Origin of the sequence: Shewanella sp. S23-S33 (assembly GCF_043359565.1) — a bacterium.
Lineage (GTDB): Bacteria > Pseudomonadota > Gammaproteobacteria > Enterobacterales > Shewanellaceae > Shewanella > Shewanella oncorhynchi.
Window position 1 is genome coordinate 162228 of record NZ_JBHFFD010000021.1, and the last position, 26386, is coordinate 188613.

A 26386-nucleotide genomic window follows, 5' to 3' on the forward strand; every position below is an offset into this window, starting at 1 on the left:
GCTTAACTAAGCACGGCCGATAACATCTTAATGTAAACGCCATTCATACACAGGTTTGCCAGTTTGATTAGAGACAGGGCTAAATTCACCTGCACTCACAGGTGCGACCACAGAAATACGCGGCTCTAAGCTTAATAAGCGTTGTAAATCCGTCTCTGAGCCAAATAAATCTAACGAGAAAGTCACAGTATTACCTTGAATATGCGTTAACGTGGCATTTTTAATCGCGCTGAGTTGCTTCAAATATTTTTCAACTTCAACTAATTGCGCCATTTTTTGGATATTAACGAAGGTAACACTCGCACCAAGCTGAGTACCAGTATCAGCAATCGCATACTTAGTAAAATAGTATTCACCTAACGCTGCCATCATAGCGGTAATCGCTTGGGCCGAATTTTCAGCAGTACCGTTATAACTGAATAACGGTGGCGTCAAAGAGTCAATGGTAGCCTTAGTATAAAGATTTAAACGATAACGAACCTGATTCCCGGCGGCATCAATTGCCACTAGCGCCAAAAAGTCAGCTTGATAGCGGCCAGATACACTCGCCACGATGTCGGCAAACATCCCTTTAATATCGTTAGGATTAATACCCATCAACTCATCAAGATCTAAGATAGGCAAGAGTACAGGTATACCGCGGGCATAGGAAAAATCGCTAAAAATCTTACGTTCGGCTAACGCAGATGAGTCACCCAATATCATAGTGTCGCCATCACCAGGCATAGCGACCCAAAATAACGTCAGCGGGCGTTGAGTTCCCCAAACGGGCAATTGTGCCTGACGCAGTAACGCCACTATGCGGCGGTGCTCAAAACTCGCGGTCAACAGCAATTGGCCATTTTGCTCGATATAACCATACTGGCTCAGCAAGGTATCAGGATTACTGATCTGAGATTGGATTAGGCTGTTATCGAGGGATCGCGCCGTCCCAGTGTTCTTGATAATGACTTGCTCAAGTGCACTTTTTAAGGCTTTGTCGCGTTCAGCAACTGCGCGCGAAGACACAGGCACATTGGCCTCATCTAATTTACTCACCTCAACAGCATTGACGCTATTAATCGTGAACAGACAATATAGAAATGCAATTAAGCTCGGCTTCAATAGGAATTTCAGCATCTTTGAGTAGTTGAAGTAGCGTCAGATGAGGCAAATTGTACCATAGTTAGCGCCTTAAGCGAGTCTTGCCAAAATTTAGCCCCATTTCCGTGCCTGCCATAGCACAGAAAACCCAAACAGTGATCAACGTCGGCAAAACAGGCGATTTTCTTCTGCTCAAAATCCAACAAACTGTTATCATTTGGCGGTTTACCCTAAATTAACGAGAATAATAAATGAGACGACTCGCTATCCCCCTACAGGGCGCGCAAATGCTATTTGTGGCCTTCGGTGCCCTAGTGCTAATGCCGCTACTCACAGGGCTCGACACCAGTGTGGCATTGTTTACCGCAGGTATCGGTACCCTACTCTTCCAATTGATTACTAAACGCCAAGTGCCTATCTTCCTCGCATCTTCCTTCGCCTTTATTGCCCCCATACTTTATGGCGTGCAGACTTGGGGAATTCCATCCACAATGGGCGGCATTATGGCCGCGGGCGTGGTCTACGTCATGCTCGGCGCCTTGGTTAAAGTGCGCGGCACTGACTTTATCCACAAACTATTGCCCCCAGTCGTAGTGGGACCCGTGATCATTATTATCGGCCTTGGCTTAGCCCCCGTGGCGGTGAATATGGCATTAGGCAAGAGTGGTGATGGTAGCTTGACTTTAGTCGCTACAAATACGGCGTTATTTATTTCGCTCGCATCGCTTGGCACCACTATCGCGGTGGCGATTTTCGCAAAGGGCCTACTCAAAGTGATGCCGATTTTAGCAGGTATTATAGTAGGTTACAGCTTAAGCCTAGCCTTTGGTATTGTTGATTTTGCCGTCGTGACCGCTGCAAGCTGGATTGCTATTCCTAAATTTGTCGCGCCAGAATTAAACTGGTATGCCATCGCATTTATGATCCCAGTGGCAATCGCCCCTGCGGTAGAACACATAGGTGATATTCTGGCGATATCCAACGTCACGGGTAAAGATTTTATGAAAAAACCCGGCCTGCATCGCACGCTAACGGGTGACGGGATTGCCACAATTGCAGCCGCAGCCTTTGGTGGTCCACCGAACACAACTTACTCAGAAGTGACAGGTGCAGTAACTTTAACCCGAAATTTTGATCCTAAGATCATGACTTGGACTGCCATTACCGCCATCACTTTAGCCTTCGTTGGCAAACTAGGTGCGCTGATGCAAACTATCCCCGTCCCAGTGATGGGCGGTATTATGTGTTTGCTATTTGGTTCCATTGCCGCAGTTGGCCTCAACACCCTTATTCGTAATCATGTGGATTTATCAGAGCCACGTAATTTAAGTATTGTCGGTGTTACCTTAGTCTTTGGTATCGGCGGCATGGCATTTGGCATAGGTTCATTCAGTCTGACTGGTATTAGCTTGTGCGGTATTGTCGCTATTACCATGAACTTACTATTACCCGCGACTAAGCCACACAATAAACACCACGAGTCTGATGTGACGCCTCATTAATTACGGCTTGAAGACACGATCAATTTCGAAGTAGATCGTTGAAAAATGACCACTTTATAAAATTGATCGTTTATTAAGAAACCACCATAAAAAAGGCCGCTGTGATATCAATCACGGCGGCCTTTTTTATGAAGCAATATTTTTATGAAGTAAGAATTAACTCTTACTCTTCAGTCTTGATCTTAGCGGCAGCCGCTTTGATCAAAGGTTGTAATTCGCCTTTTTGGAACATGTCCACTACGATATCACACCCACCGATTAACTCGCCTTCAATCCACAATTGTGGGAAAGTCGGCCAGTTAGCAAACTTAGGTAATTCTGCGCGAATGTCTGGATGCTGAAGAATATCCACGAATGCAAACTGCTCGCCGCAGTTAATCATGATCTGAGCTACCTGTGACGAGAAGCCACAGCTTGGTAACTTAGGAGAGCCTTTCATATAAACAATGATAGGGTTTTCCGTGATCTGCTGCTTAATTTTCTCTACTGTTTCCATTTTGATTCCTAAGTAGGATGACGTTGACTCAATGCGACTATTGTACGTCAGCTAGACGCAGAACAAAATCCCACAGTTTGTAAGGTTATGTCGACATTTGATTTTTCGATGGCGTCTATCTAGCCAATTAGCTAAACAATGATTCACATCACAAATTTTATCGGTACAATAGTCCTAAGTGAGCACGTTTAAGAAACGATAACCTAAGACCATGGAGAGATACTAATGGCTTTCGAATTACCCGCATTACCATATGCAAAGAACGCACTAGAACCACACATTTCTCAAGAAACCATAGAATACCACTACGGCAAGCACCACAACACTTATGTTGTGAAGCTAAACGGCTTAATCGAAGGAACTGATTTCGCTGGCAAATCTTTAGAAGATATCATCAAGACTTCTACGGGTGGCGTATTTAACAACGCAGCTCAAGTGTGGAACCACACTTTTTACTGGAACTGCTTAGCCCCTAATGCTGGCGGCGAACCAACAGGCCCAGTTGCTGATGCAATCAATGCCGCTTTCGGTTCATTCGACGCATTCAAAGCACAATTTACTGATTCGGCAGTAAACAACTTCGGTAGCGCTTGGACATGGTTAGTGAAAAAAGCCGATGGCACTCTTGCTATCGTTAACACTAGCAATGCAGCGACGCCACTGACTGACAGCACAGTAACGCCAATCATGACAGTTGACGTGTGGGAACACGCTTACTACATCGATTACCGTAACGTGCGTCCTGACTACCTTGCCCACTTCTGGCAATTAGTTAACTGGGACTTCGTTAACCAAAACTTCGCAGGTTAATTCATTTAACCTAACGTTGTTTACTGCCGAATGAGCAGTGGGTTAATCCCAGTAAAAAGAGCCCTAGTGGCTCTTTTTTTATGCCACTCGTTTGCCGCCCATCCCTTATCCTACCGATTTATCCTCCGCTAACTACAAGTGCAATAATTGCGTTTGCAACTATTTGTTATTGTTTTTATTTGATATTTTTTTGACACAGATAGTGAGTTTGTGTCTAAGATTAGAGTAGGAGGCTGGCTAGCCAGTTATCCGTTCCATGACATCACTGGCGTTTAAGGGGGTTTATATGGGCATTTTCGAGCATTACCAAAAGCGCTACGAACAAAAACTCGATGAAGAATATTCTTTGCAGGAGTTTCTGGACATCTGCAAGGGAGATCGCAGCGCTTACATGTCAGCATCAGAGCGACTACTGCTTGCAATTGGTGAAGCAGAAGTCATTGATACCGCAAAAAATCCAACACTTAGCCGTATTTTTTCGAATCGACTTATTTCACGCTATCCCGCATTTAAAGATTTCTTCGGCATGGAAGACGCCATAGAGCAAATTGTGGCTTACCTAAAGCACTCGGCTCAAGGATTAGAAGAATCCAAACAAATTCTATACCTACTGGGCCCAGTGGGCGGCGGTAAGTCATCGCTAGCCGAAAAACTCAAAGCCCTAATGCAAAAAGTGCCCATTTACATTCTGAGCGCGAATGGAGTCCGCAGCCCAGTCAACGATCACCCCTTCTGCCTGTTTGATGTGGAAGAAGATGGACAGCTGTTAAAAGATGAATTCAACATTCCCAACCGTTATCTGAAAACCATCATGTCGCCTTGGGCGGTAAAACGTCTGCATGAATTTAGTGGCGATATCTCCAAATTTCGCGTGGTGAAAGTCTTTCCATCCATTCTGGACCAAGTGGCAATAGCGAAAACTGAACCCGGTGATGAAAACAACCAAGATATTTCGTCCCTTGTCGGTAAAGTCGATATTCGGCAGCTCGAACATTTCTCCCAAGATGATCCCGATGCTTACGCCTATTCAGGCGCATTGTGCCGTGCAAACCAAGGGGTGATGGAATTCGTCGAGATGTTTAAGGCACCAATTAAAGTGCTGCATCCACTACTGACTGCGACGCAAGAAGGTAACTATAACGGCACAGAAGGCTTATCGGCCTTGCCCTATAGCGGGATTATTCTGGCTCACTCAAACGAGTCCGAGTGGTCAACCTTCAAAAACAACAAAAACAACGAAGCCTTCCTCGACCGTGTTTACATAGTCAAAGTGCCCTACTGTTTACGGGTCTCAGAAGAGCTGCAAATCTATCAAAAACTGCTAATCAACTCTGAGTTATCGAAAGCGCCCTGCGCTCCCGGCACCTTAGAAACCTTAGCGCAATTTAGTGTGTTGTCACGCATCAAGCCGCCTGAAAACTCCTCCATCTACTCTAAGATGCGGGTATATGACGGTGAAAGCCTGAAAGATACCGATCCTAAGGCTAAGTCTTACCAAGAATACCGTGATTACGCAGGTGTCGATGAAGGCATGAATGGACTATCCACCCGTTTCGCCTTTAAGATTTTGTCGCGGGTATTTAACTTCGACCATTCAGAGATCGCCGCCAACCCAGTACATTTATTCTATGTCCTCGAACGACAAATTGAACAAGAACAGTTCCCCGGCGATACCGCCGAACGTTATCTTGAATTCCTAAAAGGTTATTTGATCCCTAAATATGTGGAGTTTATCGGTAAAGAAATTCAAACCGCTTACTTAGAGTCTTACTCTGAATATGGCCAAAATATCTTCGACCGCTATGTCACTTACGCCGATTTTTGGATACAAGATCAAGAATACCGCGACCCAGAAACAGGTCAGCTATTCGACCGTGCCGCCCTCAATGCTGAACTTGAAAAGATTGAGAAGCCAGCGGGGATCAGTAATCCTAAAGATTTCCGTAATGAAATCGTCAACTTTGTGCTGCGCGCCCGCGCGAATCATGAGGGTAACAATCCGCTCTGGACCAGCTACGAGAAACTTCGCACTGTGATCGAGAAGAAAATGTTCTCCAACACAGAAGATTTACTGCCTGTTATTTCCTTTAACGCCAAAACGTCGAACGACGATCAACGCAAACACGATGATTTCGTCAATCGCATGATGGAGAAAGGCTATACCAAAAAACAAGTCCGACTCTTGTCTGAGTGGTATTTACGAGTTCGTAAATCTTCTTAAACTTGCGCTAACTAAGTACAGGGCTTTGGTGTTGCCAAAGCCTTCGCTGGGTTTTGGGAGGTGCGTATGGCGAACTTTATCGATAGACGGTTGAATGCGAAAGGAAAAAGCACAGTCAACCGCCAACGCTTTATCAATAGATATAAGCAACAAATTAAAAAAGCCGTCAGCGATGCAGTGACTCGTCGCAGCGTAACGGATGTAGATAAAGGCGAAAAAATCAGTATCCCAACACGGGATATCAGTGAACCTATGTTTCACCAAGGCAAAGGTGGTGTCAGGGATAGAGTGCATCCCGGTAATGACCAATTTACCCGTGGCGATAAAATTGACCGACCACCTGGTGGTTCAGGCGGCGGTTCGGGCAAAGGCGAGGCCTCAAACTCGGGTGAAGGCGACGATGACTTTGTGTTCGAAATCTCTAAAGACGAGTATCTAGAGTTATTGTTTGAGGACTTAGAACTCCCCAATCTACAAAAAAATCGCCTCAATAAACTGGTGGAATACCAAATTTACCGTGCTGGGTTCACCAATGATGGCGTCCCCGCTAACATCAATATTGTCCGTTCATTACGTTCATCCCTTGCACGTCGCATTGCGATGTCGGCCAGTAAAAAGAAACTATTAAAAGAGTTAGAACAAGAACTTGCTGAACTGGAAAATATTCCAGGTACTAAGGCGGAGTTGATTTTGGATTTAAAAGCTCAAATTGAGGAGTTAAAACAAAAGATTGCTAGAGTGCCGTTTATCGATACCTTCGATCTGCGCTTTAATAATTATGCGAAACGAGAAATCCCCTCTAGCCAAGCTGTGATGTTCTGTTTAATGGATGTGTCAGGTTCTATGGATCAGGCAACTAAAGATATGGCAAAACGCTTCTATATCTTGCTGTATCTGTTCCTCACTCGTACCTATAAAAATTTAGAAGTGGTTTACATTCGCCACCATACCCAAGCCAAAGAAGTCGATGAACACGAGTTCTTTTACTCCCAAGAAACGGGCGGCACCATAGTGTCCAGTGCATTGAAATTAATGCATGAAATTCAACAAGCCCGCTACCCCGCCGATGAGTGGAATATTTACGCAGCCCAAGCATCCGACGGGGATAACTGGGCCGATGATTCACCTACCTGTAGGCAATTGTTAGAACAAAAAATATTGCCACTGGTGCGCTACTACAGCTATATCGAAATCACCAATCGCGCCCATCAAACCCTGTGGCGCGAATATGAATCCCTGCAACAGCATTACGACAACATCGCCGTGCAGCATATACGTCAAGCCGAAGATATTTACCCTGTCTTTAGGGAGCTATTCAAGAAACAAGCGGTTTAAGGGGGCACTATGGGGATAACTAAATCAACACCTTGGACACCACTGAGCGATGGTCCCGACTGGAGCTTCGAGCTACTGCAAGGCTACCTCAAGGAAATTGAGCGGGTGGCAGCGCTCTATAAACTCAGCACTTACCCAAATCAAATTGAAGTCATCACTGCTGAACAGATGATGGATGCTTATGCTGGCATAGGCATGCCCATAGGTTACACCCATTGGTCTTTCGGCAAACGTTTTATCGAAACCGAGCAAGGTTACAAACGTGGCCAAATGGGGCTCGCCTATGAAATTGTGATTAACTCTAACCCCTGCATCGCTTACTTAATGGAAGAAAACACCATCACAATGCAGGCGCTGGTGATAGCTCACGCCTGTTTCGGACATAACAGCTTTTTTAAAAACAATTACTTATTTAAGACATGGACAGATGCGAGCTCGATTATTGACTACCTTGTCTTTGCTAAAAACTACATAAGTGACTGCGAGCAAAAATACGGTGTAGAACAAGTCGAAAGCGTCATAGACTCCTGTCATGCGCTAATGAACTATGGTGTAGATCGTTATAAACGTCCCTCTGAAATCTCATTCAGGGAAGAACAAGCAAGACAAAAGGATCGCGAGGCTTACCTTCAAAGCCAAGTAAATGATTTATGGCGCACCATTCCAACCCATCAACATGAGCAGTCTCAATCTAAAAAGCGTCGTTTCCCCGCCGAACCGCAGGAAAATATTTTATATTTCATCGAGAAAAACGCTCCTTTGCTTGAACCATGGCAAAGGGAAATAATCCGTATTGTGCGTAAAATGGCGCAATATTTTTATCCGCAAAAACAAACTCAAGTGATGAATGAAGGCTGGGCAACCTTCTGGCATTACACTATCTTGAATCACTTATACGACGATGGCGTGGTTACTGACCGCTTCATGATCGAGTTTTTGCAAAGCCATACAGGCGTTGTGGCCCAACCCGATTACAACAGTCGTTATTACAGTGGCATCAACCCATACGCTTTAGGCTTTGCCATGTTCACCGATATTCGGCGTATTTGTGAAAATCCAACCGATGAAGATAAAGCTTGGTTTCCCGACATTGCTGGCAGCGATTGGATTGAAACCTTACACTTTGCAATGCAAAACTTTAAAGATGAAAGTTTTATTAGCCAATATCTCTCACCTAAAGTTATCCGCCAATTTAAATTGTTCGGTATCCATGATGATGAGAAACGCAATTATCTTTCGGTATCTGCAATCCACGATGAACGGGGCTATCAAGATATTCGCCAGTTACTATCACAACAATATAACCTGTCTAATATTGAGCCGAATATCCAAGTACATAATGTAGAAATCAACGGTGATCGATCCTTAACCTTACATTATGTGCCAAATAACGATATTCCCTTAGCCAACAGCCATAAAGAAGTATTAAAGCATTTACATCGATTATGGGGTTTCACTGTCACCTTAGAGCAAAAAAATGCAGATGCGAGTATTAGCGTCTTAGCATCCTGCCCTGAAGCCAATAAACCAGAATAATAAGCACAATAAAAAGGCCGTTTCCAATTGAAACGGCCTTTTTGTTTATTTAGCGCTATCTTAACGCGATATCACTCACAGAGTTTAATGATCTTGAGCAATAGAAGCCGGCATATCTTCGCGTAATTGTAACCACATCTTACCGCTATTCATGCCATAGGTACGCATTAGCGCAGAGACATCGAGGTAATTTTTAGCCTGAGCCAACAGTTCTAATTCTTTGTAAAAGTTCAATGCTAATAAACGCGCATCTGAGCTGGTAAAGTAATAACGACCAACTCGACTATACAAACCTTTAAATCCGTTTAATATCAAAACGTAAAGTGGATTTCCGGACGAAAAAGCTAAGGTGTGATGCAGTAAGTAGTCAAATTCAGCATAGGATTCAGCCGTATCTTCAAGCTGGTGAATCTTTGCAAGTACCTCCACAGCGGTATCCGGGTTATAACGCAAAGCACCGCGAAAATAGATAGCACTGACGTTCGTTCTAGCTGACAAGAGTTGGTCAACCAATACCGGAAAACCCTCGGGATTCAAATCAGCAATAGTCTCAAGGATGTTTAAGCCTGAGGTTTCCCAAAAGTTGTTAACCCGTGTTGGTTTGCCATGCTGAATTTTCAGCCAACCGTCACGCGCCAAGCGCTGAAGCACCTCACGCAGAGTGGTGCGAGTCACACCAATCAATTCTGAAAGCTCACGTTCAGCCGGTAAAATGGACCCTGGAGGAAATTTGTTTTCCCAAATTGATCTCACAATATACTTCTCTGCAAAACTTGCAGGTCCTTTGGCATTGATAATCATCAGCCCACTTATCCAGTTGTTGTGCGTCGTAATGGTCACTGATCATACCAGAGCGGTAAAAAATGGAAACCATTCACTTAAAATCACTGTGTTATCGCCGTGTAAATGTCACAGAATCGTTCAAAAAAACGACCAAGGTCAATACAGGATGGGCCAATTTTGCCGCTTAGCTCCGCTTTTTGAAATGTCGGTATCAGTAACTCATTACATTAGCTTTCTCTTTAGGCTAGACTCATTTAACTAACGCAGGTATTGATAATAATCACGTGCAATTTTTAACATAATTAGAAGAGAGGCTGCCATGCCGGCGACAATGAGTCAGGCGTTTATTGGGAACTTCTTAGGAAATTCTCCTAAGTGGTACAAAACCGCAATACTGTCATTTTTAATTATCAATCCAATACTCTTTTTCTATGTCGACCCCTTTGTGGCTGGTTGGGTATTGGTTCTAGAATTTATTTTTACCTTAGCAATGGCATTAAAATGCTATCCATTACAGCCCGGCGGATTATTGGCAATTGAAGCCGTCGCGATCGGAATGACATCGGCAAGCCAAGTCTTACATGAAATAGAAGCCAACCTCGAAGTATTATTACTCTTGGTATTTATGGTCGCTGGTATATATTTCATGAAGCAATTGCTGCTATTTGGCTTCACGAAAATCATTACTAAAGTGCGCTCTAAAATTTTAGTGTCATTAATGTTTTGTTTGGCTTCAGCCTTTTTATCAGCCTTCTTAGATGCGTTAACGGTTATTGCCGTCATTATCGCGGTCGCTGTGGGTTTCTATTCTATTTACCACAAGGTCGCTTCTGGAAAAGATTTCGGCGCTGATCACGATCATACCTCTGAAGGTAAAAATGATGATGGTGAAGATCAGTTAAACGAAGAAGAACTCAGTGCATTCCGTGGTTTCCTACGTAATCTGTTAATGCATGCGGGTGTGGGTACTGCGCTGGGCGGCGTGTGTACTATGGTGGGTGAACCACAAAACCTTATTATCGCCGCGCAAGCAAATTGGCAATTTGGTGAATTCGCTGTGCGTATGTCACCCGTTACTGTTCCTGTATTAATCTCGGGTATCTTAACTTGTTACTTAGTTGAAAAATTTGGCATTTTTGGTTATGGCGCTAAGTTGCCAACAGCCGTTCATCGGATCTTATGTGAATATGCCGCCCATGAAGATGCGCGCCGTACCAATAAAGACAACATGAAGTTAATCGTCCAAGCCTTAGTGGGTGTCTGGTTGATCGCAGGACTTGCATTGCACTTGGCCTCAGTGGGCTTAATTGGTCTTTCTGTGATTATTTTAACCACAGCCTTTAACGGCGTTACCGATGAGCATGCCCTCGGTAAAGCTTTCGAAGAAGCACTGCCTTTTACCGCGTTATTAGCTGTCTTCTTTGCGGTTGTTGGCGTGATTATCGACCAGCACTTATTCGCACCAGTGATCCAATGGGCACTGAGTTATCAAGGCAATACTCAGTTGGTGATTTTCTATATTGCCAACGGATTACTGTCTATGGTGAGTGATAACGTGTTCGTCGGCACAGTGTACATTAACGAAGTGAAAGCGGCATTGATTAACGGTCAAATCAGCCGTGATCAATTCGACTTGCTGGCCGTTGCGATTAATACTGGAACTAACTTACCTTCGGTTGCAACACCCAATGGTCAAGCGGCGTTCTTGTTCCTACTAACCTCAGCCCTAGCACCACTTATCCGCTTATCCTATGGCAGAATGGTATGGATGGCATTGCCTTACACTATCGTGCTGTCTATCGTAGGTGTCATGGCGATTCAAACGGGTTTCTTAGAACAAGCCACCCAATATTTCTATGATTCCCAGATAATCATCCATCACAGCGCTAGTGAAGTTTTAGAGCCGATGACTGGACATTAATCTTCTTTATTGACTGAACTTTATTTAATAAGTAGAGTCCAAAAAACGCCCCATGTCTGAGGGCGTTTTTTGTTGATATGGAGCTCACTTTGACTGTAATGACTCGCTTTGCCCATTCCCGTTCATCTTGGTTTATTCTCGCAGGCACAGCCCTTGGGTTAGAAGCAGCCGCCCTGTATTTTCAATATGTTATGAAACTGGAACCCTGTGTCATGTGTATTTACCAAAGACTCGCTATTTTTGGTTTATTGGCGGCAGGTCTCATTGGCATGACAGCACCAAAATATCGAATTGTCAGGATCTTAGCTGCCGTGCTCTGGGCCATCAGTGCAACTTGGGGATTAAAACTGGCCTTATCGCTCGTAGATATGCAAGCCAACCCATCCCCTTTTTCAACCTGTTCATTCTTACCTGAATTTCCTGCTTGGATGCCATTACACGAATGGTTCCCTGCCATTATGATGCCTACTGGCATGTGTACTGATGTACCTTGGGTCTTTATGGGTGTAACGATGCCCGAATGGATGGTAGTGGCCTTCAGTGGCTTCTTAGTCGCTTGGTTACTCTTTATTGTGCCTGTCCTAAGTGGTTCAAATAAACCATCTCTTTATAAATAACGAGTTTGAGATAAGGCAGGCATAAAACCTGCCTTTTTATTGACGATTATATTCCACTTATCCTATTCAATCCTCGCAACTTAAACATATGCCAATAGCAAAACAGTGAGAAAGCGCTACACTGGCTCAATGAAAAGTGGTGATTTGGAAACTGGGGATTATGGGAAAAAGTTCGACATCTGAGCCACACACGCCATTAACCCAATGGCAAAACAGTTTGCCATTCAAATTTAGCCTTATTCAGCTCGTCATTGCCGCTATTTTGGTTTGTAGTACAGCTTGGGTGATGCTGAGCATTCAACGCCAACAAGTTCTTGATCAGCAAGCCGTGTTAAACCAAAACTATGGCCAGTTGATTATCGCCAAACTGCAAGAAATGACTTCACAGGTTGAAACCGTAGTCGACTCTATTTCCAGTATTGCCAAACTTTACCGCTATGATCATGAGCAACTGGTGAAAACCATTCCCACGTTGCTGAAACTCGATAGTCAACAACGCATCATCTCTGGCGGCGGCGTCTGGCCGGAACCCGGTGCGTTTAATCAGCAAAAATTTCGAGATAGCCTGTTTTGGGCACACAATGTAAACGATGAATTAGTCGCCATTGATTCCTATAACAAAGACACGTTCCCAAGCTACCACACCGAAGAATGGTATCGCCCGACGCGCTATTTTCCTGCAGGTAAAATTTTCTGGTCAAAATCTTATTTCGATCCGACAACCCATGAGTCAATGATCACAGCCTCAGGCGCTATGTGGATGGACCATCAGTTTATTGGTGCCGCCACTGTGGATATCAGTTTAGAAAAGCTCAATGTGCTATTACGCAATACTATGATTAATGTCAGAGGCTATGTCATAGCCTTAGATCATCAAAACCAAGTACTCGCCTATCCAGATGCCAATAACGATCTTAAGCATCAAACCAATACCAATCATTCTTTCGTCACCTTCAATCATCTCGCCAGCCAACAGCCAGATTTTAGCCCCGTCGAAGTCGCATTGCAGAGTGCAGATAAAGCCTTTATAGAAGCGGCGATTGCCGAGCGCGTTTTTACCCAAGAACAGATGCAGCATCTAACGAGACTAAGTCATCAAGATGAGCGTGACATGTTAGCGGCCATCGTAAATAACAATGCCTTAAATCATTTTACTGCCCCGAAATTACTGACGTCGGTAACTTTGACCCATGATCCAATCCTTAAAACGGCATCCCTCGTTTCGGTATTTCTCATGCCAAATACCTATTGGAAGGTACTTGTCGTCACCCCAATTTCACCGCTGCAGGATACCGCTAAACATTTAATCGAAAAGGTCGGCGTTTATTTAGTCTGTATTCAACTATTAGGCTTAATTCTATTATTCTTACTCCAGCACCGACTATTTATCACCCCCATTATTGAAATCGTCCAAGCCTTAAAACGTAATGATTCCGCCTCTATCGAACTCAAAGCCAATAACAGCCATGACGAAATTGGATTATTGGCAAAAACATTCCTATCGCGTACTCGACAACTTGAAGTGGCAATGGCGAGCTTAGATGCGAGTAACCTGGCACTAGAACAGCAATTGCAGAGCCAAAACCTGTTTCAACTGGAGTTAAAGCGCCATAAAGAACAATTGAGGGCTTTACTTAAATTTTCTCAAAATCTCATCTATATCAAAGATCTTCACGGTAAATATATTCTCGTCAATGACAAATATTGTGAAATCTTAGGTATAGAACGCAGACGCATTATTGGCACTTCTGATTTTGAGATATTTCCCAGCCAATTTGCCCACGAGTATCAACAAAATGATCGACGCGTTCTGCATAATCATGAAGCCATAAACTTCGAAGAAGCTATTCCATCGCCCCTAGGCAATCTTATTTATATCGTGACTAAATTTAAGATCAAAGATGATGACGATAACGTTATTGCAGTCGGTGCTATTGCCTTTGATATCACCTTACAAAAAATTAAAGAGCAAGAACAAGAAAAGTTACTTTTAGGGCAAGTCGAGGCGCTTAATCACCTACAAGAACAAGTTCGTCTCAGTAATCAACATAACCATGAACTCTATCTGCTCCAAGACAAATCAACCCAATTGCTTGAGAAACATCAGCAACTCAATCTCAGTCGTGAACAAAGCCAACAGCTAATGCAAAATTTTCTAGCTGAAATGATGACGCAAATTATGCATGAACAAGATCAGCTACTCGCCAAAGTGTGCCAACTTCAGCCAATAGATAATGCTAACGATCAAAATCAGATCACCGAAATCATGGTGACTCAGGCAGATAAATTGCGACATATTGCCCAGTTATTAACGAATCATCAAAATGACATTCGGCCACTGCATCTCGCACAATTTATGCGTCATCTCTTAGGGTTGCTAAAGGTACAACTAGCTAAAACAAATGTGGAAATAGCGTTAAATTGCGAAGAAAATATCATCATTGATGGCCCTTCTTGGCAATATTTGCAGCTGTTTTATCGTCTAATCACCAACACGTTGAATCATGCATTTAAAGCTCACAATGAACAGCGTGAAATAACCATTAATATCGACAAGTCGAGCGAAGAGTTACACATCAGTATTATCGATAATGGGATAGGTATGACAGTGCCGCAACTCGCACAGTTACGGCAAGAACTAGCGCAAGAACTCTGCCTTGGAACGCTGACCTGTATAAATCTGTGGCTTAAAAATGATCTCAATGGCAGCCTTAGCATCAGTAGCCACTTGAACCAAGGCACACACATTCAATGTCGTTGGCCACTGAGTACAGATTTAGAACCGCAATAAACAAAGGTGCGTTATTGATCTAACCATGCCTTGGCTTGGCTATGTTCATCGGCGGTAAATACCTTTACCGGACATGGCAGCATGCAGGCTAGCGCATTAACCATAGCATTTGTTTGAGTGGCATTAGCAATCATCACGACCCTTGAAAAATCACTTAAATGAAATAAACCTAATACCGCATCATCCCACAGGGCCCCAACGGATATACCTTCAAATTCAGGGGAAAACTCGTACCAAAGGCGAATACTGGCGTGGTCTTGCAGCTTGGCTTCTATGGCGGGAACCAAATAGCCTTCAACATCCCCATGGTTAACACGGCCAGATGCGACCACAGCCAATATATCATCGGCATGACCCGAAGAAATCGTTAGCATTGAACACTCCTTATCAATACATGAAGGGAAAAATAGTTAAAGCTCATACACTAAAGATACACAGACAATGACATAAATGCGGGAAAGATGGGCTTTTTATTTTAAGCTAACACCATTTTATACATACACATTAGCAATGCAAATGACGCCAAAAGGAGCGAATCCACAGCGATAACTCGCATAACCCAGCAACAAAACTTAGTCGCAGAACTCGATGAAAAATGGTGACCATACAAAATAACATGAGGTGAAGCAAAGAGCAGATATTTACCTCACACTCAAGGCTACGACTGCTCGAGCTTAACAATAAGAGTGAGGAAACACATGGTACTCAAACGATGATGATTTACGCCGCTAAAAATTAGTATTAGTCGTGACTTACCTGAAATCACGCATTAATAGATAATCTAATTGCTATTCTGACTAAGCACTCACTTGAAGTTTAGCGATTTCTTGATCGAACAAATTCTTAATCAAACTAGAAAACTCAGTAATAAATAAAGTCTGTGCTGGAGTCGCTTTATGGTTGGCAACTGAAGCTAAAATCTCTTCTAAATCATACACAATTGCATCCACTTCACGGATAATCACATTACGTTGCGTAAAAGACAACGATGGATTTTGGCCACACACCATAATGATCTGTGCCGACAATTGCTCTTCAAATAATTCCATCACAGTATCGTCTGAAACTACCTCTGAACCTGGTGTTTCAAATAAGCCAAGATGTTCAGTTAAATACTGGACCAAATGCATGTAACCATCTTTATCTGTGACCATTTTTTACCCTTTAAACTCATTAACTTAATATCTATTGTGATGCTATTAATAGCACATCAGAAAATATCAAAGAAGCCAAAAGCTCGGCTTCATATCAAGATCTAGCATACGCCACTTATTTAACTCTAGCCTATCTTCGATAACAGACGTATTGATCTATACCAATCTTATTGAAGTTACTGAGTTAAGGTTAGTACAAATGACACAGGAACAGCTTGACTAATGCTCGATAAACCCGCAATTTCACGTAATTTATCAATCCCAGCCACAAGATCAAACTCATTGGCATTAACAATTATCGGTTGAAAACTGTTCACTAAAAGTTTGTTATCAGAAACTTTAGTGATAATCACCGAAAAAGCCTTAGTTTGCGATTTGCCGTGTAACGCAATTTTTCCATCAATATCAAAAACTTTACTCTCACCGACGCCAATATTTTTTAGTATCTTAGGGTCTACTTGTGATGACAGTTTCAGCTCTGGATACAAAGACACTTCAAATAACAAATTTTGCATCCGCTCATCGCGGACATCAATACCCGTTGCCACACCGATTAGTGGAATTGTTAATTCAAATTGACCGTTATCTTTTAGCGTACCTTTGAGTTGTTTAAAGTGATGGACTTCACCTATATCACCTTTCTTTACCGAAATAAAACTGACTCGCGAATCTTGTTCCATCACTTGCCATTGCGCGGCACAGCTAAAACTGGCCATAGCAGATAAGGCGACAATTCCCATCCATTTTTTCATCGTATCCGTCCTTAAAGAGTGAGTTTAAAAGCCATGCCGTAAAGAAAATCGACATCCGCAACAGGCTAAAATCCTGCCCAGTTAAACGTGATCAATATCACCTAACTTAAGCTAAAGATACTCTGTTTATCCATTAGCGACCAGTAAACTATGATTCATACGCGCACTAACCATTTATCTAAGCTATTGGCAAAAGCCTGTTTATCCACTTGAGAAAACGAATCAGGCCCGCCGGTGTGCACGCCAGAACCGCGCAAATCCTCCATAAAATCGCGCATCGTCAGCTTTTGTTTTATGTTATCGACGGTATAAAGCTCGCCACGGGGATTGAGCGCCAAGGCGCCCTTTTCAATGATTAAAGCCGCTAAGGGAATATCCGCGGTGATCACTAAATGCGTCGGTTCAACATGATCGACAATATATTGATCGGCCACATCAAATCCCGCACCGACTCGAATTTGGCTGATATAGGGAGATGGCGGTACGCGGATCATTTGATTAGCCACCAGCACCAGCGGCAGGGCTTTGCGCTCCGCCGCCCGGAACAGGATTTCTTTGATAGGATTAGGGCATGCATCCGCATCAACCCAAATTTTATAATCACTCAATGTCTTTTAACTCTGTTGTTAGGTTCACGAGCTCAGTTCTATGTTGAGCTATCGAACTATGCGCCGTACTATGGCGCTAAACGATCGATTTCCCACTCTGCATCATGGCGGGTATACATAAAACGATCATGCAGCCTATGTTCTCCACCCTGCCAAAATTCGATACTCGAAGGTCTCACTAAGTAACCGCCCCAAAAACTAGGTAAAGGCACATCGCCCTTGGCGAACTTAGCTTTCATTTCGAAGAATTTGCCTTCAAGTACTTGTCTAGCGCTGAGTTTACTCGACTGCTGCGATACCCAAGCCGCAATTTGGCTGTCCTTAGGACGGGTCATAAAGTATTTAAGCACTTCAGCGGTGGACAGTGCCTGCGCTTCTCCAAGCACTGATACTTGACGCTCTAGAGGATGCCAAGGGAAATGCAAACTGACTTTATTATTAGCAGCAATTTGCTGTGCTTTGCGGCTGCCAAGGTTAGTAAAAAATACGAAACCTGTGTCATCAAAACGCTTAAGTAATACTATTCGTTGAAAAGGTTGGCCGTGCTCATCCACAGTCGCCACACACATGGCGGTGGGATCGCTAAGCTCTGCATCCCTCGCCTGCGTCATCCACAGTTCAAACAAATCCATCGGGTTTTGCGGTAAATCGGCACGTCTTAAGCCGCCTTTGGCATACTCGCGGCGGATATCACTGAGATCTGTCATAGGGTTTCCTTAAGCAAACACCAAAAATTCACATGAGTTCAGGGATCAGCACTTCAGCCTGAAGCTGCTGATAGTGGCTAAAACCAATGTCATAACCTTGCTCGGTCGTTAATGAACACCGCCCTAAGCATAAATGGGCAGGAAATCCCTGCGTTGAGTCGTCGGTATTAAAGCGGATTGTGTCCCAACTGACAGGAGCAAACAAGGTTAATAGACGCGCTAATAGATCTTGCGGATACTGCGCTAAATCCAGATTCGTTTCAAAGCTCACATAGGAGCTAGCGCACGCATTCTCGCTTTGAGGCGTAATATGCAAAGTAACATAATATTTGCCCCAAATACCGTTCATCGAAAAGCCTGACGGATCAAATAAATGGGCGTCAATCTCAAATTCAGGGAGTAAATCGTTAAGTTCGAGTGCAGTGCAAATCTCATCTTTACTCTGCGAGCCGCCATTAAGATAGTCAGCAAATTCGCCACGAATGTGGTACATCAACAGCTCACTAGTTTGATCATCCTTTGGTGCTCGATAATCACTGTCAGAGCAAAAAAAATAGTGATGATGGCTGTCGAGATGGCCCACTCGAAAGGCTTTACCGGCGATACGTTGGCGCAATTTGCCAATATCCTCGGCAAAATTCGTGGTTTGCAGATGAGCTTGGTATTCGTTTTTACGCTGATAACTCACCAAGGCCATGGCAGGCACGCCAAGCGCGTCGATAAAATAACAAGCGGCGTCCACTAAGGTACTGTTACCACAGGTGAGCATGACAAATCTGTCGTGCCATACAAACAAGCTGGATTCACTCAACAGATAAGCATCACAGTCCGCATTACTTAACTGCGACAGTATCTCAGCGTGGGCACAGTTGACTAAGGCAGACCAAAAACTCACATCGAGTTCTCGTAAATTCGGCGCAGACGCCGTCACGATAATCTCGAGTTTTTTTTCTGAACCTTCAAAAAACATCAACCCTTTGACCTCATGCTCGTCACTCATCCTTTACTTGATCCTAGAACAACGCGATTTTACACGACTAAAACGGCAATAAAAGCGAAAAATCTGTCCTTATAAAAACAAAAATCAGCCGAGGTTACCCAAGGCTGATTTATTTTAACACGCTATAAATTAAGAAAAATCTTCTAAATAGGTATAGCCTTTCAGCCCTAGTTGCAATTCTTCTAAAATTTGTGCGCGTTCACCTTCGGCGATATGCAGATTCACTAACTCTTCATAAGTGCGCATAAAGGCCACCGCATCTAAGTTAACGTAACGCAATACGTCAGCAACCGTGTCACCCGCCAATACAGATTCGATGTTAGTCACACCATTATCTTCGATGCGAACCACTGCTGAGTTTGTATCACCAAACAGGTTATGCATATCACCCAAGATTTCTTGGTATGCACCCACAAGGAAGAAACCAATCAGGTATGGGCTATCCGCACTCCATGCTGGCACTGGCAGCGTGGTTTCAATCCCTTGACCATCAACGTATTGATCGACAATACCGTCAGAGTCGCAGGTGATATCGAGCATGACAGCACGGCGCTCAGGGGCTTTATCTAAGCCCGATAACGGCAATACTGGGAACACTTGGTCAATACCCCAAGCATCCGGTAATGACTGGAATAATGAGAAGTTAACAAAGAACTTATCGGCTAACTTTTCATTGAGTTCATCAATGATAGGTCTGTGATAACGGTTTTTCGCACTCAATAGCCCTTGCACTTCATGACATACACGCAGGTTAGCTTGCTCAGCCCACGCACGCTCCGCTAAGGTCAATTGACCTAAAGCGAATAGCGAATGCGCTTCTTGTAAGTCACTTTGGCTATCGTGGTAAATCTCAATCAAAGCACGTTGATCGGCGCGGCCGCTGATCTCAGACCATGAATGCCACATGTTATGCAATAACTGTGGTGAATCTTCCGCTGGCGGTTGAATATCTTCAGGCTGATAAGCTTCAGTACCGATAACATCGGTGATAAGCACAGCATGGTGCGCCGTTAAGTAACGACCCGATTCTGAAATAATACGTGGCATAGGTTGCTCGTATTCATTACAGATGTCAGTCAATACGTTAACTATGTTGTTGGCGTATTCGGTCAGGCCATAGTTCATCGAGTTATTACTTTGGCTACGAGTGCCATCGTAATCCACCGCTAAACCACCACCGACGTCGAAGCAGTTAACGCTTGCGCCTAATTCACGTAATTCACAGTAGAAACGACCCGCTTCACTCACACCTTGGCGAATATCACGGATATTAGCGATTTGCGAACCTAAGTGGAAATGCAGCAATTGCAACGAATCCAGCATATCGTGTTGCTTAAGTTGCTCTACAACCAACAAAATTTGCGCAGCAGATAAACCGAACTTAGATTTTTCACCGCCGCTCGCCTGCCACTTGCCTTTGCCTTGGAACGCTAAACGTGCACGTAGACCTAAACGCGGTGTCACACCCAGACGTTTAGATTCAGCTAACACCATTTTCAGTTCAGACAGTTTTTCTAAAACGATGTAAACCTTGTGGCCTAACTTTTCACCAATCAGTGCTAAACGGATATATTCATTATCTTTATAACCATTACATACAATGACTGAACTGGCTTTTTGCGCCATGGCTAACACAGCCATCAGCTCAGGCTTACTGCCCGCTTCTAAACCCAGTTGTGGTACTTCTTTTGATGCCTGACTCGCCAGGATCTCTTCCACCACAGTTTGCTGTTGGTTTACTTTAATCGGGTAAACCAGCAAATAGTCCGCCTGATACTCGTACTTCTGTATCGCTTGGTCGAATGCTTGGCACAAACTGTTCACTCTGTGGTGCAGGATCTGCGGAAAACGAACTAGTACAGGTAAAGCGACTCCCGCCTTAACCATGTCTTTGGCTAGCTCATTTAAGCCAATCTTGTAATCAGGATTTTTGGGGTCCGGTGACACAGTCACCTCACCTTGATCGCTAATCCCATAAAAACCTTGGCTCCAGTGAGTAACATTGTACCCAGCACGAGCATCATCAATAGACCAATCATTCATTATTATTTAGCCCGTCTATTAAAAAATGGGTTAAACGGTTATGGCTTAATAGCACAACCGCCCGTTCGACAAACCCAGGCAAAGGGACACCTTACCTGACATACACGAAGGTAGATTTTACCTTCTCCTTAATGCCGCAACGTCACGCTAGTGTAAGTGACATTGCTGCGATTTTCATTAATAGCGCAAGAGACAACGCATCTTAGCGCAATACATCGTATCATATTGAAGGGAAAGCTTATTCCCTTACCTCAGTAAAGCTATCTTTACTTGCCTCGCTTGCATTTATCCTCAGGCTAAAGGGCACAAATACCGCCAAAAAGCCAAATAAGATCCTGAGTCGCATCCTTAAAACATCAAGCTAATAAGTAGCTTAAAGACGTTTGAAAGAGGTTAAGACCTTCAGAAACCGATAACACAAGTAGAAAACGAAAACCGATAACACTGAACTAGCGAAAACGCCAAACCAGCTTATCGCTAGGCAAGATTATTTTAACAGGGGACTATTGGCTTCTTCGCGGCCAGAATTGATGCGGATCAACGTGAGATGCTTAAGGCCAGTATCATCGTATGGTACGACAATCGAGCGTTGGCATTGTGACACTTTTAGGCAAAGTGCAAAAAATGGATGCTTGTGCATTAGCTAATAAAAACCCTCTTAACCCCATGTAAATCGATATGTTGTCAATTACACGGTTAATGACTGGTGAACCATAAAACCTTTATTACTCACGTAATATTTGTAATGTCTGCAACGAGCGGAATCGTTGAACGGCGCAATTAAACCGCGCAATGTCACAGAATGCAAGCAAGAATCTCATTTAATCTTTTGCATTAAAATATAATAAACACTTGCTTAACAACCACCCGCCACCCATTGGTTTTAAATAGAGTAATATTAGTTAGTTAACCCATAAACGTCGTACAAGTCTGTTCAATATTTTTTATATCACCTTTGTCACTTTTATTGACATTTACCCCTGCAAATATCCCTGATTTTTGTGTGTCACTCAAGTGATACACATTTGCCAACATTAAGCAAAGCCAAACAACCAATATCACAGCGCCAAACCCGCCACAAATCAGTGGTTCCTCCGAGACACAATGCGTGGTTAAGCCTGCGCTGAGTGACGGCTCACACATGCTAAGATAAAGCTCAAAGACAATAATGCTGCAGTTTCAGCACCGAAGTGTATAATCGCAACCGAATCACATTCCATTATGCACAGAGAGATCCATGGTACAGATAGGTAAAACCTGCAAACTTGAGGTTGTAAAACAAGTCAGCTTTGGCGTGTATTTAAACGCCCACGAATTAGGGCAAGTACTGCTGCCAAACAAAGTCACCCCAAAAGACTGCCAAGTCGGTGATCTGCTTGACGTGTTTCTGTATCTAGATTCTGAAGATATCGTGATTGCTACCACTCGCCGTCCATTGGCACAGGTAGGCGAATTTGCCTATTTAAAAGCCGTTGCAACCGGCCCTTATGGCGCCTTTTTAGACTGGGGCTTAGATAAAGATTTATTACTGCCCTTCGGTGAGCAACATAAGCCTATCGAAGAAGGCCGCTCATATCTGGTCTATGTACACGCCAACCGCGCCGATGAACGCATCATGGCCTCATCAAAAATCGATAAGTTCCTCGATAAGACTGAGCCAGACTACACAGTGGGTGAGCAGGTCGATTTATACATCGGCGGCACCACAGATTTAGGCTACAAAGCCATTATTAATCATGCCCATTGGGGCGTGATTTACGAAAACGAAGTGTTCCAAAAACTGCGTTTCGGCCAAAGACTCAAAGGTTTCATCAAACAAGTGCGCCGCGACGGCAAAATCGATCTTGTGCTGCAACAAGGCAGTAAACAAGAGTTAGATAAGCACGCCCACATTATCCTGATCAAACTCAAACAGGCTGGCGGCTTCTTAGCCCTGACCGATAAAACCGATGCTGAAATCATTTACGATCAGCTTGGTATGAGTAAAAAAGCCTTCAAAAAAGCCATAGGTGGCTTATTTAAGAATGGCCAACTGAGCATAGATAATGATGGTCTGCGTTTAACTGAAACAGCAGAATAATCAACTCTATTCAGGACTTAGCGTTAAAATTGTACAGTTTACCGCCACTAAGGCAGAGTTTGACTGACAACTCCTAGGATATTAAGCATGGCTCTGTTATAAACAAAGCCATGCTTTTTTCTTTGGAGCTTATATGGAACTCACGTTACACGAAGCCAGAGTCATCGGATGCCTGCTTGAGAAAGAAATCACCACCCCTGAGCAATATCCACTCTCGCTAAACTCTTTGACCTTAGCCTGCAATCAAAAAACCAGCCGCGAGCCCGTACTCGAACTCAGTGAAACCCAAGTGCAAATCGCCGTTGATTCCCTAAATCGGAAACGTTTGATCAGCGAACAGTCGGGATTCGGCAGCCGCGTCGTTAAATACAAGCACAGATTCTGCAATACCGAATTCAGCGAACTTCAACTGTCACCCGCCGCACTCGCCATCGTCTGTTTGTTGCTATTACGTGGTCCACAAACACCGGGAGAACTACGGACCCGCAGCAATCGCCTACACGAATTTAAAGACGTGATCGACGTGGAAGATTGCATCCGCCAATTAATGAGCCGTGAAAAGCCCTTCTTAAAACAATTACCCAGAGAAGCTGGTCGCCGTGAATCCCGTTATGTGGAATTATTCTCTGCAGCGTCATCGCACGAAAGTGCTAGTCAATCCCATAGCACAAGTCATACCTTAGCCCATGTCGCTGTATCTGTAGACGCAGAGCCGCTTGAATTAGTGAACAGAGTGACAGAGCTTGAACAACAAGTCGCCGAACTGACGCAAAAGCTCGATGAATTAATCGCCTCATTGAGCTAATTAGCGATAGATAATGACTGATAAATACCGATGGATAATAAGTGCTATGTGAGCAACATGGCACTTATGGACCAATCCACTGTCTACCCAAGGGTGAGAAACTTAACCGCGCCAAGCACCATAGCCCCTGAACCTAGCGCAAAAAAGAATAGAGACAGCACATGACCAATAATCCACCCAGCAGTTTCAACAACATGTTTATTATCGCCATGTTTGAACTGCGCAAATTTTTATTTAATACCCGCGGGATCATCGCCTTGGTCGCCTTTGGTTTAGTTTGGGGTGTACTTCTGCTTTACCCCATTCAAAGTGCATCGGCCATGTTATTGCAGCCCAATGTAAAAGATATCATCGACAGCTTATTTGGTGCCAATACCCTCAATGTGCTCTTTGAGTGGCCCGTGGCCGAAATGGCAGTGTTTTGGTGTTTTGCGCTGTATTTGTTTCCACTGTTCAGTATTCTTATCGCCGCCGATCAGTTCTCATCGGATAAAACCCGCGGCACGCTGCGCTTTTTAACCATACGCACTAGCCGTGACAGCTTATTGTTCGGCCGTTTTCTCGGCCAAATTCTGATCCAAGGTTTACTGATCCTATTAACGATTATCGCCACTGTCGCCCTCGCGCTCAGCCGCGACAGCCAACTGTTTTTATCAGCGTTAACGTCTGGCGCCTTAGTGGGCCTTAACCTCATCATAGTGATCTTGCCCTACACGGCAGTGATGACTTTATTGTCCCTGTATGCGCGCACGGCACGCCAAGCTATGGTGTTTGCCACCATTTTATGGACGGTGATTTCCATCACTATCGTGGTGTTAGCTAATCAATCTAGCCTACTAGCACAACTCCAGTGGGTATTACCCGGTGCTCAACTGTCGGACATGCTCAATACCAATGGACTCAATAGCTTAGTCTATGCCCCTATTCCACTGTTACAAACCGCTGTGGCTCTCTTGCTCGGCAGAATTTATATGCAAAGGAGCTCGCTATGAGTCTGATCCAATGCCAAGGGCTGTCGAAGCTTTACGGCAGTAAAAAGGCGCTGAATGATGTGAGCTTCAGTCTTGAAGCGGGTGCCCCCATCGCCCTTGTCGGTCCCAATGGCGCGGGTAAAACCACACTTTTTAGCCTGTTATGCGGCTATTTATCACCCAGCTCTGGAACCATAACCCTACTCGGTGAAGCCCCCAATAGCCCTAAACTCTTAGGCAAGATTGCCGCTTTACCCCAGGATGCAGTACTCGATCCCAACTTGACGATTGTCAGTCAGTTAATATTTTTCGCTCGCCTGCAGGGCATGAACCTAGAGCAAGCAAAGCAAGAGGCACTGCGCGTGTTGGCCTTGGTCGATCTAATTGATGTTGCCGAGCAAAAACCGCCTAGCCTTAGCCACGGTATGAGTAAACGTGTATCGATTGCGCAGGCGCTGATTGGCTCGCCAGAATTAGTATTATTAGATGAACCGACAGCGGGACTCGACCCTGCCAATGCAAAAAAAGTCCGTGAACTGGTTAAAGCCTTATCACCCACCACAACTTTTATGATCAGCTCCCATAATCTCGATGAGCTCGAAAAGCTGTGCGATCAAGTGTTGTATTTAGATAAAGGCCAACTGAGTCAAGCGGTGTCAATGCATGCGTCGACCGACAGCGATTACCTGACGTTAACCATGCAAAACTGTGACAGCGATGCATTGCAAGCGGAAGTGGCAAAACTGGCGGGAGTGGTGAACATCAGCTCAAAACAAAGCAATGTGTTTATTATCCAGCTAGACACAAATACAGAAAAAGCGCACAACAGTGATATTGAGATGCGCCTATTCGCCCTCTTCAATCAGCATCAATGGCAATACAAGATGCTGCTGAAAGGTCGCACTCTGGAAGAAACACTCTTTTCATAGGCAAGCGTTAAAAGGGATTTCTCATCACCCAACGGTTGAATAGTGTTCAATCCATAGCCTAAGCGCAATACGCCTTGCGCTTAGGCCTTTTAACTAAGGTTTTAAACTAAGGCTTTCAATAAGCCTTTAAATTAAGTCAGTCACTTCGCCCAGTAAAATCAGCCCACCACTCAATCCGACAAACTTGTACTTACTTTAGCAACACACAATCACCAAAAGCTTCACAAGCCTGTCAATAAAAC

Annotated in this window: 23 protein-coding genes; 12 read left to right on the top strand and 11 right to left on the bottom strand. The window is 44.0% G+C overall.

The features are described from left to right. Positions 1 to 27 precede the first annotated feature (27 nt). Positions 28 to 1119 (bottom strand): DUF2066 domain-containing protein, encoded by a 1092-nt coding sequence (locus ACHA99_RS06790; protein WP_393941816.1) that lies wholly within the window; start codon positions 1117 to 1119, stop codon positions 28 to 30. Between the two features lie 215 nt (positions 1120 to 1334). On the opposite strand from ACHA99_RS06790, the gene ACHA99_RS06795 reads away from it, so the two are divergent. Then, entirely contained in the window at positions 1335 to 2585 is a 1251-nt protein-coding gene (locus tag ACHA99_RS06795; protein WP_263144613.1) for a uracil-xanthine permease family protein, read from the top strand. Positions 2586 to 2748: 163 nt separating this feature from the next. On the opposite strand, the gene grxD is transcribed toward ACHA99_RS06795, so the two are convergent. Beyond that, on the bottom strand, positions 2749 to 3081 hold the full coding sequence (gene grxD / locus ACHA99_RS06800) for a Grx4 family monothiol glutaredoxin (protein WP_011846572.1): 333 nt from the start codon (positions 3079 to 3081) through the stop codon (positions 2749 to 2751). 225 nt (positions 3082 to 3306) lie between these two features. Between grxD and sodB the strand changes: the two genes are divergently transcribed. The 4 genes from sodB (at position 3307) to ACHA99_RS06820 (ending at position 8983) form a co-directional block, all read left to right on the top strand. Beyond that, the gene (gene sodB / locus ACHA99_RS06805; RefSeq protein WP_028760317.1) at positions 3307 to 3891 is read left to right on the top strand and encodes a superoxide dismutase [Fe]; all 585 of its coding nucleotides are present in this window, start codon (positions 3307 to 3309) and stop codon (positions 3889 to 3891) included. 286 nt (positions 3892 to 4177) lie between these two features. Next, positions 4178 to 6112, top strand: a complete 1935-nt coding sequence (locus ACHA99_RS06810) for a PrkA family serine protein kinase (RefSeq protein ID WP_393941819.1) — start codon at positions 4178 to 4180, stop codon at positions 6110 to 6112. Positions 6113 to 6178: 66 nt separating this feature from the next. Further along, positions 6179 to 7447, top strand: coding sequence for a YeaH/YhbH family protein (locus ACHA99_RS06815; protein ID WP_063883574.1), 1269 nt, complete (start codon positions 6179 to 6181; stop codon positions 7445 to 7447). A gap of 9 nt (positions 7448 to 7456) precedes the next feature. Beyond that, on the top strand, positions 7457 to 8983 hold the full coding sequence (locus ACHA99_RS06820) for a SpoVR family protein (protein WP_393941822.1): 1527 nt from the start codon (positions 7457 to 7459) through the stop codon (positions 8981 to 8983). An 84-nt stretch (positions 8984 to 9067) separates the two neighbouring features. Here the strand turns inward: ACHA99_RS06820 and fadR are convergent, their stop codons facing one another. Continuing rightward, a complete protein-coding gene (fadR, locus tag ACHA99_RS06825) occupies positions 9068 to 9784 on the bottom strand; it encodes a fatty acid metabolism transcriptional regulator FadR (protein ID WP_028760321.1) in 717 nt (238 codons plus the stop codon). Positions 9785 to 10085: 301 nt separating this feature from the next. On the opposite strand from fadR, the gene nhaB reads away from it, so the two are divergent. The 3 genes from nhaB (at position 10086) to ACHA99_RS06840 (ending at position 15095) form a co-directional block, all read left to right on the top strand. Further along, positions 10086 to 11687 carry a sodium/proton antiporter NhaB gene (nhaB, locus tag ACHA99_RS06830; RefSeq protein ID WP_028760322.1) on the top strand — a complete coding sequence of 534 codons (1602 nt, stop codon included), beginning with the start codon at positions 10086 to 10088 and terminating at the stop codon, positions 11685 to 11687. Positions 11688 to 11776: 89 nt separating this feature from the next. Continuing rightward, complete coding sequence (dsbB, locus tag ACHA99_RS06835) at positions 11777 to 12304, top strand: disulfide bond formation protein DsbB (protein WP_263265239.1); 528 nt, start codon at positions 11777 to 11779, stop codon at positions 12302 to 12304. Positions 12305 to 12464: 160 nt separating this feature from the next. After that, positions 12465 to 15095, top strand: a complete 2631-nt coding sequence (locus ACHA99_RS06840) for a PAS domain-containing protein (protein WP_393941825.1) — start codon at positions 12465 to 12467, stop codon at positions 15093 to 15095. A gap of 11 nt (positions 15096 to 15106) precedes the next feature. Here the strand turns inward: ACHA99_RS06840 and ACHA99_RS06845 are convergent, their stop codons facing one another. The 8 genes from ACHA99_RS06845 to ACHA99_RS06880 all read right to left on the bottom strand — a co-directional run bounded on the left by ACHA99_RS06845 (position 15107) and on the right by ACHA99_RS06880 (position 21999). Continuing rightward, positions 15107 to 15469, bottom strand: coding sequence for an STAS/SEC14 domain-containing protein (locus tag ACHA99_RS06845; protein ID WP_028760325.1), 363 nt, complete (start codon positions 15467 to 15469; stop codon positions 15107 to 15109). A 423-nt stretch (positions 15470 to 15892) separates the two neighbouring features. Further along, positions 15893 to 16249, bottom strand: coding sequence for a DUF3802 family protein (locus ACHA99_RS06850; RefSeq protein ID WP_028760326.1), 357 nt, complete (start codon positions 16247 to 16249; stop codon positions 15893 to 15895). A gap of 176 nt (positions 16250 to 16425) precedes the next feature. Then, positions 16426 to 17001, bottom strand: coding sequence for a YceI family protein (locus ACHA99_RS06855; protein ID WP_263179642.1), 576 nt, complete (start codon positions 16999 to 17001; stop codon positions 16426 to 16428). A gap of 155 nt (positions 17002 to 17156) precedes the next feature. Further along, complete coding sequence (locus ACHA99_RS06860) at positions 17157 to 17609, bottom strand: YaiI/YqxD family protein (RefSeq protein WP_393941828.1); 453 nt, start codon at positions 17607 to 17609, stop codon at positions 17157 to 17159. Positions 17610 to 17677: 68 nt separating this feature from the next. Further along, positions 17678 to 18316, bottom strand: a complete 639-nt coding sequence (gene pdxH, locus ACHA99_RS06865; RefSeq protein WP_263144601.1) for a pyridoxamine 5'-phosphate oxidase — start codon at positions 18314 to 18316, stop codon at positions 17678 to 17680. A gap of 28 nt (positions 18317 to 18344) precedes the next feature. Continuing rightward, positions 18345 to 19286 carry an adenosylmethionine decarboxylase gene (locus tag ACHA99_RS06870; RefSeq protein ID WP_393941842.1) on the bottom strand — a complete coding sequence of 314 codons (942 nt, stop codon included), beginning with the start codon at positions 19284 to 19286 and terminating at the stop codon, positions 18345 to 18347. Positions 19287 to 19445: 159 nt separating this feature from the next. Continuing rightward, on the bottom strand, positions 19446 to 21359 hold the full coding sequence (gene speA / locus ACHA99_RS06875) for a biosynthetic arginine decarboxylase (protein WP_028760330.1): 1914 nt from the start codon (positions 21357 to 21359) through the stop codon (positions 19446 to 19448). Between the two features lie 487 nt (positions 21360 to 21846). After that, on the bottom strand, positions 21847 to 21999 hold the full coding sequence (locus ACHA99_RS06880) for a hypothetical protein (protein ID WP_011846564.1): 153 nt from the start codon (positions 21997 to 21999) through the stop codon (positions 21847 to 21849). Between the two features lie 597 nt (positions 22000 to 22596). On the opposite strand from ACHA99_RS06880, the gene ACHA99_RS06885 reads away from it, so the two are divergent. From ACHA99_RS06885 to ACHA99_RS06900, 4 genes are all read left to right on the top strand, one after another. After that, a complete protein-coding gene (locus ACHA99_RS06885) occupies positions 22597 to 23439 on the top strand; it encodes a S1 RNA-binding domain-containing protein (protein ID WP_105252833.1) in 843 nt (280 codons plus the stop codon). A 133-nt stretch (positions 23440 to 23572) separates the two neighbouring features. Beyond that, positions 23573 to 24244, top strand: coding sequence for a YceH family protein (locus ACHA99_RS06890; protein WP_113938766.1), 672 nt, complete (start codon positions 23573 to 23575; stop codon positions 24242 to 24244). 161 nt (positions 24245 to 24405) lie between these two features. Then, positions 24406 to 25236, top strand: coding sequence for an ABC transporter permease subunit (locus ACHA99_RS06895; protein ID WP_113938767.1), 831 nt, complete (start codon positions 24406 to 24408; stop codon positions 25234 to 25236). After that, positions 25233 to 26144 (top strand): ABC transporter ATP-binding protein, encoded by a 912-nt coding sequence (locus tag ACHA99_RS06900; protein ID WP_105252836.1) that lies wholly within the window; start codon positions 25233 to 25235, stop codon positions 26142 to 26144. The genes ACHA99_RS06895 and ACHA99_RS06900 overlap by 4 nt, the downstream gene beginning before the upstream one ends. Positions 26145 to 26386: the final 242 nt, after the last annotated feature.